General features: G+C 53.5%; 21 protein-coding genes. 3 read left to right on the top strand and 18 right to left on the bottom strand.

Annotated features, from left to right (window positions below):
* The 18 genes from DW205_RS20590 to DW205_RS20505 all read right to left on the bottom strand — a co-directional run.
* A partial coding sequence (locus tag DW205_RS20590; protein ID WP_121963150.1) for a hypothetical protein occupies positions 1-359 on the bottom strand: 359 nt, incomplete at its 3' end.
* The gene (locus tag DW205_RS20585) at positions 356-862 is read right to left on the bottom strand and encodes a DUF3872 domain-containing protein (RefSeq protein ID WP_032595742.1); all 507 of its coding nucleotides are present in this window, start codon (positions 860-862) and stop codon (positions 356-358) included. The genes DW205_RS20590 and DW205_RS20585, both read right to left, overlap by 4 nt.
* A complete protein-coding gene (locus DW205_RS20580; protein ID WP_004310298.1) occupies positions 862-1761 on the bottom strand; it encodes a toprim domain-containing protein in 900 nt (299 codons plus the stop codon). Before DW205_RS20580 ends, DW205_RS20585 begins: the two co-directional genes overlap by 1 nt.
* An 8-nt stretch (positions 1762-1769) precedes the next feature.
* Positions 1770-2345 carry a conjugal transfer protein TraO gene (locus DW205_RS20575; protein WP_032588474.1) on the bottom strand — a complete coding sequence of 192 codons (576 nt, stop codon included), beginning with the start codon at positions 2343-2345 and terminating at the stop codon, positions 1770-1772.
* 2 nt (positions 2346-2347) lie between these two features.
* The gene (gene traN / locus DW205_RS20570) at positions 2348-3406 is read right to left on the bottom strand and encodes a conjugative transposon protein TraN (protein ID WP_121963148.1); all 1059 of its coding nucleotides are present in this window, start codon (positions 3404-3406) and stop codon (positions 2348-2350) included.
* A 69-nt stretch (positions 3407-3475) separates the two neighbouring features.
* The gene (gene traM, locus DW205_RS20565; protein ID WP_005643927.1) at positions 3476-4825 is read right to left on the bottom strand and encodes a conjugative transposon protein TraM; all 1350 of its coding nucleotides are present in this window, start codon (positions 4823-4825) and stop codon (positions 3476-3478) included.
* Positions 4806-5114, bottom strand: a complete 309-nt coding sequence (locus tag DW205_RS20560; RefSeq protein WP_005643926.1) for a TraL conjugative transposon family protein — start codon at positions 5112-5114, stop codon at positions 4806-4808. The genes traM and DW205_RS20560 overlap by 20 nt, the downstream gene beginning before the upstream one ends.
* 5 nt (positions 5115-5119) lie before the next feature.
* Positions 5120-5743: a conjugative transposon protein TraK gene (traK, locus tag DW205_RS20555; protein ID WP_004308925.1), complete on the bottom strand. Its 624-nt coding sequence runs from the start codon at positions 5741-5743 to the stop codon at positions 5120-5122.
* A gap of 31 nt (positions 5744-5774) precedes the next feature.
* Positions 5775-6779 (bottom strand): conjugative transposon protein TraJ, encoded by a 1005-nt coding sequence (gene traJ / locus DW205_RS20550; protein WP_005643924.1) that lies wholly within the window; start codon positions 6777-6779, stop codon positions 5775-5777.
* Positions 6780-6782: 3 nt separating this feature from the next.
* Complete coding sequence (locus DW205_RS20545) at positions 6783-7412, bottom strand: DUF4141 domain-containing protein (protein ID WP_004308927.1); 630 nt, start codon at positions 7410-7412, stop codon at positions 6783-6785.
* A gap of 30 nt (positions 7413-7442) precedes the next feature.
* Positions 7443-7826 (bottom strand): DUF3876 domain-containing protein, encoded by a 384-nt coding sequence (locus DW205_RS20540; protein ID WP_008781206.1) that lies wholly within the window; start codon positions 7824-7826, stop codon positions 7443-7445.
* A gap of 44 nt (positions 7827-7870) precedes the next feature.
* Positions 7871-10375, bottom strand: coding sequence for a TraG family conjugative transposon ATPase (locus tag DW205_RS20535; RefSeq protein WP_032602478.1), 2505 nt, complete (start codon positions 10373-10375; stop codon positions 7871-7873).
* A complete protein-coding gene (locus tag DW205_RS20530; protein WP_004311206.1) occupies positions 10372-10704 on the bottom strand; it encodes a DUF4133 domain-containing protein in 333 nt (110 codons plus the stop codon). Before DW205_RS20530 ends, DW205_RS20535 begins: the two co-directional genes overlap by 4 nt.
* Positions 10705-10714: 10 nt before the next feature.
* Positions 10715-11026, bottom strand: a complete 312-nt coding sequence (locus DW205_RS20525; RefSeq protein ID WP_004311205.1) for a DUF4134 domain-containing protein — start codon at positions 11024-11026, stop codon at positions 10715-10717.
* A gap of 201 nt (positions 11027-11227) precedes the next feature.
* The gene (locus DW205_RS20520) at positions 11228-11968 is read right to left on the bottom strand and encodes a hypothetical protein (protein ID WP_032595736.1); all 741 of its coding nucleotides are present in this window, start codon (positions 11966-11968) and stop codon (positions 11228-11230) included.
* A complete protein-coding gene (locus DW205_RS20515; RefSeq protein ID WP_299338276.1) occupies positions 11965-12354 on the bottom strand; it encodes a DUF3408 domain-containing protein in 390 nt (129 codons plus the stop codon). The genes DW205_RS20520 and DW205_RS20515 overlap by 4 nt, the downstream gene beginning before the upstream one ends.
* On the bottom strand, positions 12351-12800 hold the full coding sequence (locus DW205_RS20510) for a DUF3408 domain-containing protein (protein ID WP_004311202.1): 450 nt from the start codon (positions 12798-12800) through the stop codon (positions 12351-12353). The genes DW205_RS20515 and DW205_RS20510 overlap by 4 nt, the downstream gene beginning before the upstream one ends.
* Before the next feature lie 5 nt (positions 12801-12805).
* On the bottom strand, positions 12806-13561 hold the full coding sequence (locus tag DW205_RS20505; protein WP_005643916.1) for a ParA family protein: 756 nt from the start codon (positions 13559-13561) through the stop codon (positions 12806-12808).
* Between the two features lie 232 nt (positions 13562-13793).
* Here DW205_RS20505 and DW205_RS22910 point away from each other — a divergent pair, with 232 nt between their 5' ends.
* The 3 genes from DW205_RS22910 to mobB form a co-directional block, all read left to right on the top strand.
* Entirely contained in the window at positions 13794-13973 is a 180-nt protein-coding gene (locus DW205_RS22910) for a hypothetical protein (RefSeq protein ID WP_074668551.1), read from the top strand.
* A 269-nt stretch (positions 13974-14242) separates the two neighbouring features.
* Complete coding sequence (gene mobA / locus DW205_RS20490; protein WP_004291488.1) at positions 14243-14671, top strand: conjugal transfer protein MobA; 429 nt, start codon at positions 14243-14245, stop codon at positions 14669-14671.
* On the top strand, positions 14650-15483 hold an 834-nt coding region (mobB, locus tag DW205_RS20485; protein WP_121963149.1), incomplete at its 3' end, for a conjugal transfer protein MobB. The genes mobA and mobB, both read left to right, overlap by 22 nt.

Raw genomic sequence — 15483 nt, 5'->3', positions numbered from 1 at the left:
TTTGGATAACTTTTATTATCCGAAATTTCGGATAACAGAAGCGAATCCTTCCCGAACTGCTGGAACATCGCGCAGAACTTCCGCAGGTCTTTTCGCAGAAGCGCGTCCGCCTGCCGCTTCGTCATGGTGCGTGCCGAATACCTTTCCCCCGGCTGCAACCGATGTCCATATCCTACATACGGGTGATGTTTTTCCGAATGCCAGCCCTCAAAATACTTCGTGCATCGCACCGCCCTCTCAAATGGTGGCAGCCGGTAGATAGCCGCCTGCCCGTCCGTTCCCTCATGGCGTCTGTTCCGTGCGGACACGGAACAGACCGCCAGAAGCGAACAGAGGATAGCCATGAATACACGCATCATCGTGTAAAGGGCTTGAAGTTCCCGATGGGGACAACAGTGATAACCCCGTCATCCTTCACGTTTCGGTTGTTGAAGTCAAATTCCAACTCATAGGAGTTGCCGAAATTGTCCTCCACTACCACGATGAAGTTGTGCGCCTCGTCACCTTGCGCCGTGTAGTACAGCCGGAACTTCTCGTTTTCGAGCAGGTAGCGGTCATTGGGCAGGAAAGTGATGCCGTTGTCCATTTTCAGTGTGCCCTCACCCTCGAACTGGAAATACCGGATGGTATAGAGGGTATTGGCGAAATCGCCCGTTTTCTTCAGCTCACAGCGGATTTCCACCGTCTGCCCCTTTGTGACCTTGTTCGGCACGGGCATGGTTTCCACCGTGAAGGGATAGGATTGCTGGATGTCCATATCGTCGTCGCACGATACGAATGTGAATGACACTGCGGCGAACAGGCAGAGTGCCAACGCCTTGAAGATTGATGTTCTCTTGTTCTTGTTGTTCAGTATGTTCATTATTCTTTGATTTTTAGATTGTTGTTCTTTTGTTGTTTTCTTGATACTTGTTGCAGGTACTCGTTCAAGTCCTTGCAGCCTTGATAGATGCCGGAACGGTCTGTCACCTTTCCTCCGTAGCGTGTCCGCAGGGCTTCCATTGCCCTGCGTCCGGCTTCGTCTCGGTCGAGGTAACAGTCGATGCGCTCGTACCCGTCCAGATGTTTCAAAGCCTTTTCCACGTTGGCGACGGAGTTCAGCACAAGGCAGTCACCCGTTGCCAAACCGAGCGTGACGGCGGACAGGAAGTCCATAAAGCCCTCGAACACGCTGCACACGTCCGCCGGGATGTCCCCCGCCTTGACCAGCGACACGTCCTTTGGTGGTACGCAACCCTTGAAACGGCGGCTTCGGGTTTCATAGCCGCCCGACACGTTCGGAAAGCCGACGGCAAAGTACCGCTTACCACGCACGCCGTAGTTCAGGCGGCAGCAGTGGCGGGATGCAACGGCATAAGGGATGCCTCTTTCCTTCAAATACTCCGTCAGCGGAGAGCGGAGCAGCGGGACGGCTTCCACTCCCTCAAAGGCAGGTTCGGACGGTTCCGGCAGGTACAACGGCTTTTCTGCTGCGGCAAGCGGCATACGGGCGGTTTCCGCTATGAATCTCGCCTGCGCCATGAAATCCCCGCTTCGGGTAAACTCCCCGACAAGCGTGAAGATGTCGCCGCCCTTGCCCAAGCCGAAGTCGTACCAGAGCTGTTTCGCCACGTTCACACGGAAGGAGGGCGTGCGTTCACTGCGGTATGGCGCACGATACCACAGCTCGTTTCCGCTCCTTCGGACAGGCTCATGTCCCAGCCGTGCGAGAAAGTCCGCAATGGGTATCTGCCTCATATTCTCAATGTCCGTCCGTTCCATGCGACGTGTCAGTTGATGATTATCTTGACGCCCGCCCCGAACTGCGTATGGAACTTCCGTGTGTCGCCACCCCACAGCAGGCGCTCCCGGAGGTTGGCGAGCAGGGCGATACGGTCAGCCACGTAAAACTCCACATCGAGCGTCAGCGCACCGCCGTAGATGAAGGCGTCCCGGTCATGGAGCGTGGAGCCGTCATGCAGCACTTTCTCGCCCCAATTCACCGACTCATATCCGGCGAGAGCCGAAGCCCCCGCATAGACGAACACTATTTTACGGGCGTCGGAGAGTATCTTGAAATAATAACCGCCCTCCGCCGTGAACTGCGCCACAGGTATGGCGGTATCCTTGTACGGGTTGTTCTTCAAGAGGTATTCGCCACCGAACACCCACTTGTTACCGTTCTTCGTGTAGGTGGAGAGAGCCGCCCCGAAACTGTAACCGCCATTGTTGCCACTTAAACGCATACCGTCCACAAGGTTAGCTCTCAATTCGATGCCCTGCATCTTCGGCAGGCATCGCTGGGCGTGCGCCTGCCCCGTGAACAGGGCAAGCGACACGATGATTATTGCGATGTACTTTCTCATGGTCAGCGCACTTGAAGTTCGTTGATGGTATTGGCACGTACCAAGTCCTCGTTTTCAATCACGAAAGACTGGTGACGCCCCCCGTTCTTCTCGTTGAGTTCCACCACGAGGCATTTGTCGTCGGGAATGGTGAACTTCGCCATCGTGAATACCGTGCGCTCGCTCTTCTTGCCCGGCACGAGTGTGGCGTAATTCTGCGCACGGAGCGGCAGGATAATCTGCTCCTGCACGGCGGTACGCTTCGCCACCTTCTTGTCCACGATTTTCCATGTGATGTAGTCCACATCGAAAGGCACGTTGCTCTGGTTCTTTATCTCCGTGTGGAAATAGAGTAACCCATTATGCGTGTAGATACCTTTCAGCAGGTACTGGATGCCGAATCGCTTGCAGCCGATGTGCTTCACCTCACGCTTGTTCTGCTTGTGGATGGACTTCATGATAAGGCGCACCAGCATCGGGCTTTCGCTGCCCAGTTCCTTCAGGTAGATTTCCTGCGCGTTGTTCGGGCGGTTCACCTTCTCGCCGTCATGGATGAAGTCGCACATCTCCACGTTGAGAAGCAGCGGTTCGGAGGCGTACTTCACGTTAAAAGTATAGAAACTCCCGTCCTCCGTGATTACCGACATATTGGTTTCGTTCGGGAAGTTACGCACGGTAGCTTTCACGCGGATGACGTTCTCCGCTCCGTCGGCTTTACCCGCAATCATGTCGGGCGAGCCTAAATCGACGTAGCGCACCTCCGAGGGGAAAATGACGTGGACGGTCTTGTCGTAGGTCACTTCCAATCCGTGCGGGGGAACCATGCGGTCGAAGGTCAGCTTCTTTGTCAGCCCGTGATACAGATCGCCGTCCGCCTCCTTCTGCGGATAGACCTCCTTTGTCAAGGTCGGTTGTTGGCTTTGCCTTCCTCCTCCTTGCGAGGCATAGTCAAGCGAGCTTGTCTCTGCTCTCGCTTCGTTCGTCGGTTCACTTCCGTTGTTCTCTCCAACGGTTACGTTCTCCTGCGCGTTGGCAGTTATGATGCCCATAGCGAGGGCAAACATGATGATTACTTTTTTCATTCTACTTTGGATTTTAGTGGTAAATAAAAATTTGGTTGTTGTTTTTTTAGTCGTTGATTGTTATTGTTTTCAATCTCTGTCCTGATATAGCATGACCTTGTATCCGGATTTCAGATGCACCTTGACGGTACGCATCTTCTTGGCGATATACTGGCTCGTGCCTTGTATCAGCCCCTTGCCCAAGTCGGAGGCGAGCTGCGCCCCTGCGTTGGTGGAGATATTAATGCTGCTGCCCAGCGAGCCGCCCATGTTGGCGGCAACCTCCCTGACGGCGTTCATCTCCATCGAGTTTGGAATGAAGATGCCGGGCTGTCCGTCCGTGTCATACACCGCCAGTTCTACCGGGATAATCGTACCTGCGTACTCCAGCGAAGTAATTTCAATATCGAGTCGTTCGCCCTGAATCTTTGCCGTGCCTACCACCACTGCATTGCGGGGTATGATTTTGTCCGCCACTGCCATCGGCTCCAGCAGCCGTAATCTTACCGCCTGCCCGTCAGTCACACTCTGCGCCCCATAGACACACGCCGATATGGTGTTCCTGTCCGATACAGTCGTGACACCCACCGCCGTATTGAAACTGCGGTTGCGCTCCTGCGAGAAGGAGGCGACAAACTCAGCGTTGCTCATCGGCTGTGAGAGCGAAGATACCACCTGATGCGTTACCTGCCTGACAGGTGCAGCCGTGTTCTTTCCGGCTTTCTGCACGGGGTAAGGCTCTGCCGCCTGTCCGACAGGTGGCTGTGTGCCGTTCTGCCCGCCCATGTACTTCGCCGCCAGTTCATAGGACTTCTCCATGAGTGCCACTTGGTCATCCATAGCGGATGCCTTGCCTTTCTCGGTTTCCAGTTCCGATTCCAGCGAGGCGATACGCTCTAACAGTTCGTCCATATCCGCATTGTCGTTCTTTGGCTGCTCGTAGAAGTTGCCGAGCGTTGCATTGAGGTCGCGGTAGGCGGCTGCGGATGATTGGATGGTCTTCGGGGCGGACTTCACATTCTCTTCCATGCCTCCGGGATTGGCAAGGTCGAAGTCCCTGCCGCTATCCGTTTCCGCCACTTCGCGGTCGAACATATAGCCCAGCTCCTGCATGGTGCGGCTGCGGTTCTCCTGCCGTTCCTCCATCGCCCCCTGTTCGTAGGCTTTCACCTTGTCGCCGATGATCTGACGGTTCGCCTTGTCAGCGTCGGGCATTTCGATATTGTAACCACCCGTTCCCGGTTGCTGCTCCTTGTCGGAAGACGGGGCGAATATCAGCCACATAGCACCGATGAATACCAGCACCATAGCGGGCAGCACTATCATTTTCTGACGTTTCAGCCTTTGGGCTTCGGTCAGCGGCTTGCGCTCCTTCTTCGGTTTCCCGTTGTCGGGAGCCGCCTTGTTCTCGTTTTTAGGTTCATTCTTCGTCTGTTCCATATAAATAAGGTATTACATTATGATTGTTTTCCGGCTTTACGGACAGTTCCACCTGTCCGGCATGGTCTGTTACTATCCGGCTGCCGTCATTCCTGCCGATGTCATAGACAGCTTTGCCGAAGGTGTAAAGGGCAAGCACCGTGAAGGCGGCGAGCATCGCCAGCACGATGCGCTTGCGTGTTTTCGGGGGCAAACCGTCCAGATAGCCTTTGAGCCTTGCCACCAGCATTTTCTTTTTGTCGTGGAGCTTCCAGTACGCACGCCAAAATGATTTTCTGATTTTCTTCATGTCCGTTACCTTTTGATGGTTTGTAAATCCTTGTTCTCGATGATGGTGAAGCCCTCGATGGTGAAACCGTTGGGATTGTCGTCCGAACGGGACGAGTTCAAAAGGCGGCACGTGGTCACGAGGCTGCGCTCGGTGACGTTGCTCTGCCGGATGATCTTCTGCGTGGCGTAGGTCACGGCACGGTAGGGATAGCCGTTGAAGTCGCACACCACGCTGTCCACCTTCAGCACTTGGTTGATGTTCCCGGCGATGATGCGGTTGTAGTACCCTTTCTCGGCGAAGTCCGAATAGTAGTTGTACACGCTTTTGTCCGCTAATAGCAGGGCGCGTTTCACATTATGCTCTATCGCGCTCTTTTCGGGTGAGAGCGTGAAGAACAGCTCGTGGAAACGGCGCACGTGTTCCCTTGCCTCCGCCGGACGGTTCTGCGACAAGTCCTGCGAGAGAGCCAGCATCAGCGACTTGCCGTTGTCCAGCACGTAAATCTTTTCCCGTTGCCGCTCCGCGAAGCGGTAGGAACTCCAGACGCTCCATACCGTTATTACGGCACACAACGAGAGGAAGACGATACCGAACAGGCGTATCTGCCTGAACGATGATTCGATGTTTTTAAGTGACTTAAATTCCATTGTTGTTTATTCGTTTTTAATTGTCAGTTGATTATTTCAGTAGTTTCCCGGCACGTCCGACCACGTTTCCTGCGGCTGCGCCCGCCACGCTGCCCGCCATGCTTCCGGCTCGTCCTGCCGTCTGGTTCACGTTGCGACCGTAGCTTCCCATGCCTCCGGCTTGGATAATCCAGCCTGCTACCGTGGGGATGGTGAAGTAACCAATGATGCCGATTATCATGAAGACGATGTACACCCCGTCGCTCGAATCCAGCGAGAAGTTCGGGTCAGCCTGCATCCGTTCGATGTCGCTTTGCAGCATCAGCACCTGTATCTTCGCCAGTATGGTGCTGAACATATCCGACACGGGCAGCCACAGATAGACCTGTATGTAGCGGCATATCCACTGTGTAAGCGTGCTTTGGAAGCCGTCCCACACCGATATGGCGAAGGCTATCGGACCGAGTATCGCCAGCACCACGAGGAAGAACGTGCGGATGGTGTCTATCACGAGGGCGGCGGCTTGGAACATCAGTTCCAGTATCTCGCGGAAGAAGTCGCGGATGCCCTTCTTCATGTTGTACATCCCGCGCTCGATGTACATCCCCGCCATCGTCACCATGTCGCCGGGCGACCAGCCCAGTTCTTCCAGTTGTTTGTCAAACTCCTCATTTGACACGAGGTAGGCGGTTTCGGGATTGCGCATCATCGCTTCGTACTCCAGTTTGTCCTTCTGCTCACGGTATCGGTTCATGTCCAGCGTTTCCGCCTCCAGCATCTTTGCCGTACCCTGCACGACGGGCGACATGATGCTGTTTATCGTACCCAGTACCACCGTCGGAAAGAACATGATGCACAGACCGATAGCGAACGGGCGGAGCATAGGGAACACGTCTATCGGTTCGGCTCTCGCCAGCGACTGCCATACCCGGTAGGCCACATAAAAGAGTGCGCCCAGCCCGGCGATGCCTTTCGCCACGCCCGCCATGTCCCCGCATAGCGGCATCATCTGTTCGTAGAGCGAGCGCAGAATTTGGTGAAGGTTGTCGAAATTCATAGGCTACCAATATCTTTCGTTCATGTTCCCGTACAGCCCCATGATGCGGTCAAGGTCGTTTTTCTTCTTCGCACGCAGGTAACTCACGCTAATGTTCTTGTTGGTGTAGTAGCTCACGAGGTTGCGGTAACGCTTCATTTTGGAGTAGCAGCGTTCCACCACGTCCATGCGCTCCTTGTCCGTCATGGAGAGCGTGGTGATATTCACCACATTCTTCAGTTCCGTCAGCACATCGTTGGATTCCTCCAATAACTTGGTGTAGCCAAAGGCGATGGCTCCCAGTTCCTCCACCGTGAAGTTGTCGTCACGCATCATCTTCTGGAAACTGGTCACATAGGTGTCGGTGATGTCACCCACCATCAGGATGGTCTGCTGCACCTTCCGGGCGTCCTTTACCAGATTGTTCACGGATTTGAGTGCGTCGTAATACTTCTTGCCCTGTTCGTAAATCTTCACGGTCTCTTGAAAATTTTTTATCATATTTTGGGCGGTCGTGGAAGTGTGTACCACGTTCTTCGAGGTGTTCACGATGCTCTGCGCGATGTTGGACGGGTCTATCACCGCCCACTGTGCGCTTGCCCTGCCGACTGCAAACAGGCACAGGCAGATAATAAGTGTTATTCTTGTTCTCATGTTACTTTGGATTTTAGTGGATTTCATTATTTATTGCTCGCCTATCGGATGGTCCGGTTTCGGGTTCACACGCACGTAGTCCCCGTTCGGCGAGAAGGTCAGGATGTCCGTCGCCTCGTTGTAGGACACGTCGATGCGGAATCCGGTGTTCATGAACAGATTGCCGTTCTCCTCCTGCAAGAGATAGGTTTCCGGCTTCAGCTTGCGGCGGATGCCGCTCCGCTTGAATACCGTCACCTTATAGGCTTCGCCCTCCTTGTAGATAAGCACGTCGGGCTTTCCCTCCACACTCTCCCAGTTTCCGCAAAGCAGGTCGCGGCGGTTGTCCACGGTTTCGCAGGATTGCAGCACCATGACCGCCAGCCCGATTAAACACTTGCTGACTTGCAGCATTTTCGTTCTTGATATACTCATACGCATTTTCTTTTTTAGTTGATGAATCTGTTTTTACTTATTGCCTATTCCTTGTTTCTCCGCCTTTCGGCAAGCTGCCGGATGGCGGCTTCAATGTCGCCGCCCAGTTTCTCCGCCAGATGGTAAACCTCCACCTTCTCCGTTTCTTCAGTAGTGTATGCCAGATATTCCTCCGCACTAACTTCTGTGGCATAGACCGCCGACTGCGTGCCGCCCAGTCCTATCCACACTTCCTTGTAGAGCCTTGACGGGTTGTTCGCCATGTTGATGGAGAGTATCTGCGACTTCTCTTTCTCCGTCAGACCCAACAGGGACTGTATGGCATCAAACTTGTTCATGTACTTCCGCTGGTCAAGGAGTATCTTGCAGTCGGAGTTGTTGATGATGCTCTCCTTGACGACGGGCGAGGAAATGATGTCGTCCACCTCCTGCGTCACCACGATTGCCTCCCCGTAATACTTGCGCACGGTCTTGTACATATAGCGCAGGTACTCAGCCATGTTCGCCGAAGATAGAGCCTTCCAAGCCTCTTCCACTATCAACTGTTTCCTTACGCCTTTCAATCGGCGCATCTTGTTGATGAAGGCTTCCATGATGATGATGGTCACCACAGGGAAAAGCTCGCGATTTTCCTTTATACTGTCAATCTCGAAGACGATGAACCGCTTGCCGAGCAGGTCGATGTTCTCCGTGGAGTTGAGCAGGAAGTCGTAGCGTCCGTCCCGGTAATACTGCCGCATGGTGGTGAGCATATTGTCGATGTTGAAGTCGGACTTCTCCACCTTTATCTCACGTTCCGCCAGTTCGCGGCGGTAGTCGTCGCGCATATACTCGTAGAAGGTGTTGAACGAGGGGACGATGCTCCGGTCAGCCCTGATACGCTCGATATAGGCGTTCACCGCACTGCCCAGTTCGCCGCTCTCCGTCTTCGTCACTTTGTCGTCCTCCGACTTCCAGAGCGTCAGCAGCAATGTCTTGATGCTGTCCTTTTTCTCCACGTCGAACACGTAATCATCGGTGTAGAACGGGTTGAACGAAATCGGTTTCTCCTCCGTGTAGGTGAAGTACACGCCGTCCGCCCCGTTTGTCTTGCACCGGATCATCTCGCACAAGCCCTGATAGGAGTTTCCCGTGTCCACCAGCACCACGTGCGTACCCTGCTCGTAGTATTGCCTCACGAGGTGGTTCATAAAAAAGGATTTGCCGCTGCCCGAAGGACCCAACACGAACTTGTTGCGGTTGGTCGTGATACCCCGCTTCATCGGCAGGTCGCTGATGTCGAGGTGCAACGGTTTTCCCGTAAGCCTGTCCACCATCTTGATGCCGAAGGGCGAGAGCGAACTGCGGTAGTTGGTTTCCTCCGTGAAGAGGCACACCGCCTGCTCGATGAATGTATGGAAACTCTCTTCCGCCGGGAAGTCCGCCGCGTTGCCGGGCATCGCCGCCCAGTAGAGCGTCGGGCAGTCGATGGTATTGTGGCGCGGCACGCACTCCATGCTTGCCAGCTGGCTGCCCACATCGTTCTTGATATGCTTCAGTTCCTCCGCGTCATCGCTCCACGCCATGACGTTGAAGTGCGCCCGTACCGAGGTCAGCCCGTAGGAATGGGCTTCGTTCAGGTACTGGTCTATCCACTCGCGGTTGATGCTGTTGCTCCGGCTGTATCGGGATAGCGACTGCATATTCCTTGCGGACTTCTCGAACTTCTGCAAATTTTCCTCGCTGTTGTCGATAATCACATACTGGTTATAGATGTGGTTGCAGGAAAGCAGCAGCCCCACGGGGGAGGCGAAGGAGAGGCGGCAGTCCGAGCGGTCGGTGGAGAGTTTCTCGTAGCGGATGTCGGTAGCCACCTTTCCGGGCATATCCTCCGCGTCGGAGAGGGTGTGCAGGCACAGGCGGTTGTCACCGATACGCATTTCTTTTGCCGAGAGGTCGATGTCCTGCAAGGTCGTGTCGCCTTCGGGCATGAGCGAGAAGTAACGCTCTATCAGCCCGGCGGACTTCTCCGTCCCGACAATCTCGTCGGTGGAGAGGCGGCGCAGCCTCACAAAGCCGCTGTCGTTCATGATGCGCTCGAACTGTTCGGCGGCCTCCATGAACTTCCCGGCGGTTTCCTTGTCCAGCTCCTTCGGGATGATATGTCCCCGGCACAGCGTACTGAAGTTGCTCTGCATACGGTTACGTTCTTTCGTCGTCTTGGTCAAGTAGAGATAGCAGGAGTGTTTCAGGTACGGACGCTCGTTGAAGTGGCGTTCAAAGGAACGGCTCAAGAAACTCATGTCGTCCTTCTGTAACTCCGGCATATATTTCTCCTTGATGAACCAATCCTGCTTATGCACGACGCAGAAGTACGGCAGCACCTTGATAGCCTTGCACCAGCAGCCGTGTATCGCCTCGTACTCTGCGCCCGTCACGGTGTAAAGCTCCGGCAGTTCCACCTCAAAAGCCACCGTGATGTCGGCGTCTTTGGAGATGATGCAGCCATGCTCCACCGCCAGCAGGGGGAACTTGTTTTCCAGTGTTGTCATTTTGGATGTATTTCTCATGTCGTTTCTTCCTTTCGTTGCCGTTTGAGTAATCGGGTGATCCGCCGTCGGTTGATAAGGTATCGGGGATGGCTCCTTGCCGCTCCCAATTTCATCAGCCCGTGTTCGCCGTACCGGGCGTTCAGCGCGAAGGTCTGCCATACGAGGACGGAAGACGATGCCGCGCCGAAGCCGATACATATCCACTGGTCGATGCCGACCATATAGAGGATGACGAACAGGACGAAGAGAGCCAGCAGACCTCCGCAGAAGATGAAGAGGTACTGAGCCTTCAAACCCTTGAACTCGACCGGACGGCCGATACCCTTGTTTATCGGGTATTCAGCCATACATTGTTTATTAAAGGAAGAATGAGCGCAGGATAGTGGCGGCGACAATCAAGAAGATACAAGCCCCGAACCACGAGGCGGCGGTCTTCGAGGTGTCCGGGTCTCCGGACGAGAATTTTCCGTACACTTTCACGCCACCGATAAGCCCGACTACCGCGCCGATGGCGTAGATTAATTTCGTGCCGGGGTCGAAATACGAACTCACCATAGAGGTGGCTTCGTTGATGCCAGCCAGACCGTTTCCCTGTGCGAAAGCGGAGGCGGTTGCGGCAATCATAAGTGCCGCAGCGATGATTAACTTTTGTCTGATGTTCTTGTTCATAAACTGTTCTTTTTTGTGCCGTCCAAAGGGTGGATAGTCCTTTTTCGGGCGGTTGATACTTGATTACTTTACTTTGGTTTTAGTGGTTGCCCGTTTGTTTCTACGGACTTGGGGCTGTCCGTTGCGGGTTGGCTGTACCTTGTACCGCCGTGCGCGTGGGTGTCGTCATTTTACGTTTTCATTTCCATTCTTTTTTAGTTGTTATACATAGTTTCGGAAGTCGAACTCCTCGATGTTGTCGGGAATCACGAACACCTTTTCCTTTTGTTGTGTCACGGTCATGTTCACCGTGTCCACGAAAACTGCCATCGCCTTTGCAATCCTCTCGCTCATTGCTTCATCGGTCAGGCGTTCCGTTATTCTTGTGAAAAGCTCTGTCCCGTCCAGTTCCGTCATGACCTTTCCGGCGTGTCGCATTTCCTCATCGGATGGTGATTCCTTCCGTATGGTGTGTACTGCCATGTCAATATCCTCGAAGCTACTTCCCGAAGCCTGCTTTTTGTCTGGTTCTTCATCCTCCGGTTCATCTTCTCCGTACTCCAGTTCCGAGGGCGGGATGCTCGTGAAGGTTTCATCGAGTTTGTCCTCCGGTACTTGTGTCGGGCGTGAGACGGTTTCCGTGTTTCCGTCGTCAAAAGTAGCCTCTTCCTCCGACAGCTCAATGCCTTTTTCCGAAGTGGCGGCTTCTTGCGTCGGTATGGCAGCGGTTGTCCGGGTCGATGCCATCTTGAAACGGCTCTTGCCAATGATGTCCGAGGTGTCTGCGTGAGGTATTTCCTTATCCTTTCCTTGCTCTGCCACCGTACTGTCCAATGACCGCCACAGCCCGGCAATATGTCTGAAGAAACGGATGAGCTTCATGTCCATGATGCGGTCATAGAACAGCAGAAACAGAAACCACACGTTGCAAGCAACCGATACGATTAAAAACGCCTTTGTCATAATCTTACTTTTTGGGCGTTTTCAATCTGTTCCATGTACTGCTGCCCGTATTGTCGGAAATGGTCGCGGAGGATGTTATCCACAAACTTGCCGATGCTCAAACCGTTTCCCATCCGACTGGTAACGATAGCGACTTTCTCATGAATTTCTCGGCTGATGTATATACATTGCCGCGTTTTGATTTCCGATGCTTGCAGGAAAGTCGAGAGCGGTTTGTCTCTGCCTTTATCCTTGCGGAAGTCAACGTCGGTATTTTCATGCCCGTAGTCGGTTACACACTTTGCTGCACGGACAGCGGTTCTTTCACTCTTTCCTGTTTGCAGATACTCAGCCTGACGGTTCTTATTTGTTCTTTTCATACTTCTTTGTTGTTTTTGAGTGTTTATAAATTATAGGATTCCATGTGCCGTTTGAACGATTCGGCTATCTCGTCTTGGAACAGCGTGAAATGGTGTGTCAGCACGTTGTCAAGAAATGCCGCGATAGTCACTTCGTTGCCTCCGATTACATGAAGCATCTTCTGTATGCGGTCGTGGTACTCCTTGCGGATATAGACCTGCTTGCCGAGCCTTGCCGTGATATTGGAACCGCATATGAATACTGTGTCATAATCCAATTTTTCCGGCTTGCTGTTCCTGCGCCTGCGTTCCGGCTCCTCTTTGGAGTGCGAGGCGGGTGGAGAAACGGCTTCTTGTATCGCTTCTTTCGGAGGTGGGACAGGAGCGTTCCCGTCCGTGCTTCTCGCTTCCGGCGGAATGCTTGTATCGTCCAGTCGAAATGAGTTGATTACGGCTTCGCTGTCGATGTCCTCGATTCTTGTTTTCTTTGCCATGCCGTTCAGTTTTTGATGATGCCGAGAATCTCATCGACGAGTTTGTCGAGGTTGCTGCCGCGTACCAGTATTTTGTCCGCCGGAAACGCCGTGGAGCGGAATACCGCCTTGCGTTCTGCCGCCGTCTCCTTGCGGAAGCGCTTACTGTCCGGTAGATGTGTTTCCAGAATGGGCAGGGCGAACTCGGCACAGACCTTGTCGTATGCCTTGTAAAGTTCAGTCTTTTCGCGTCCGTCCACCATGTTCCACACGAGGTAAATCCCTTTGATGCCGGACTTGCCCGTGCTTATCATCTGTTCGTTGATGACAGTGGCGAACTTGATGGAACTCTCCATCACCACACGGTCGGCGATGATGGGCGTGAAGATATAGTCCATTTGGGAAATGGTCTGCACCACATCGGCATTGTTGATTGTTCCCGGCAGGTCGAAGAACACGAAATCGAGGTCGGGCTGCGCTGCCACCAGATTTTCGGCGGTCTTTACCGCATCTTCCGCACGGCTGCATCTGATGGTGTACGGGTTCTTCTTCAGTCGTTTGAGCTGCTCATACGCCAGCACCTTGTAATGCCCGTCCTCCATGACGGCTTTCATGTCACGCTTGCGCATGTCATGGATACTGTACTGCGGGAAATCGCAGTCCACCACGGCTACGTTGTAGCCTTTCACATAGTGCAGATAGCTTGCTACAAGCACTGTCAGGGTTGTCTTACCCGCTCCACCTTTCTGCGTGGAGATTGCCACATAAGTTGCTTCTTTCATTTTTTTGATAATTTATTTGGTTATACATCTGTCCGGTGGCGGTAGCGTATTGTCATTAGTACGTACGCACGCACTCCCATTCATTTATTTATTCACTCCTTAATCCGGCTGTGCCTGCGGGTATTCATCGGTTTGTCCAACCGTCCATGCTTTTATCCGTCCGCACGGACGTGTGCTTGGAAAACTATCTGAATACATACACCTGTTTTCAACCGTTTGGATTGATGCCCGGATTGCTGTCCGAACATCCGGCGGAAGGAGTGTATTTTCAGTCCCACATCCGAATCACACTGCAAATAAACAAGGATATTTTGGAACTTGTATCACTTCTCCGGCAAGTGGCAGCACGTTGCGCCGGTTGGCACTGATTGTCCGGGTCAAGCCTCTGTCGGACATCGCCTTAAGGGCGTAACTTTGCACCCGAACGGCAGGGTACGCCGCAGGTAGCGCAGCCCGGAGTTTGAAAGGAATCATCCCCAATCCGTCCCCGACGGATTTTTATGTTCACCTGAACATAGCAAGATGTCTTTTCAGCCGCTCAAAATATTTTGAGCAGCCACGAAAAGCACTTGCCCTTGCAGGGGGCGGGCTTTCCCTCCGAAGTCGGGAAGCCTTTCAGAACTGCGGTGCTGTAATCCGAAGCGGCGGCTTATGCCGTCAATCCGCTAAATCCAAAGTAATATGAAAGAGAAAAGGAAAAGCAAATCAGGGAGAAATCCCAAACTTGATCCGGCGGTGTACCGGTACACCGTCCGTTTCAACGAGGAGGAACACAACCGTTTCCTCGCCATGTTCGGAAAATCGGGTGTCTATGCACGGTCTGTTTTCCTCAAAGCGCACTTCTTCGGGCAACCGTTCAAGGTGCTGAAGGTGGACAAGACGTTGGTGGACTATTACACCAAACTGTCGGATTTTCATGCACAATTCCGTGCCGTGGGTACGAATTACAACCAAGTCGTGAAGGAACTGAGGCTGCATTTTTCAGAGAAAAAGGCGATGGCGTTGCTCTACAAATTAGAGCAACACACCGTCGAACTCGTGAAACTGAGCCGCCGGATTGTGGAACTTTCAAGGGAAATGGAGGCAAAATGGTCGCAAAAATCAGTGTAGGAAGTTCGTTGTACGGCGCGATTGCCTACAACGGGGAGAAGATTAACGAGGCGCAGGGGCGGCTTCTCACCACCAACCGCATCTACAATGACGGTTCGGGAACGGTGGACATAGGCAAGGCGATGGAGGGTTTTCTCACCTTCCTGCCACCGCAGATGAAGATCGAGAAGCCGGTGGTGCATATCTCTCTCAACCCGCACCCGGAGGATGTGCTGACCGATATTGAGTTGCAGAATATCGCCCGCGAGTATCTGGAAAAACTCGGTTTCGGAAACCAGCCTTATCTTGTATTCAAGCACGAGGACATCGACCGCCACCACCTGCACATCGTGACGGTCAACGTGGACGAGAACGGGAAAAGGCTCAACCGGGATTTTCTCTACCGCCGCAGCGACCGTATCCGCAGGGAACTGGAACAGAAGTACGGATTGCATCCGGCAGAACGTAAAAATCAGAGATTGGATAATCCGTTGCGCAAGGTGGCCGCATCGGCAGGTGATGTGAAGAAGCAGGTAGGCAACACCGTGAAGGCTCTGAATGGGCAGTACCGTTTCCAGACGATGGGCGAATACCGTGCGCTCCTTTCCTTATATAATATGACGGTGGAGGAAGCGAGGGGCAACGTGCGCGGACGGGAGTATCACGGGCTGGTCTATTCCGTCACGGACGACAAGGGTAACAAGGTGGGCAACCCGTTCAAATCCTCGCTTTTCGGGAAGTCCGCAGGCTATGAAGCCGTACAGAAGAAGTTTGTCCGTTCCAAATCGGAAATCAAGGATAGGAAACTGGCAGACATGACGAAACGCACCGTC

Origin of the sequence: Parabacteroides sp. AM17-47 (assembly GCF_003434625.1) — a bacterium.
Lineage (GTDB): Bacteria > Bacteroidota > Bacteroidia > Bacteroidales > Tannerellaceae > Parabacteroides > Parabacteroides distasonis.
The sequence above is the reverse complement of the archived record's forward strand: the minus strand, read 5'-3'. Positions and strand labels throughout refer to the sequence as shown.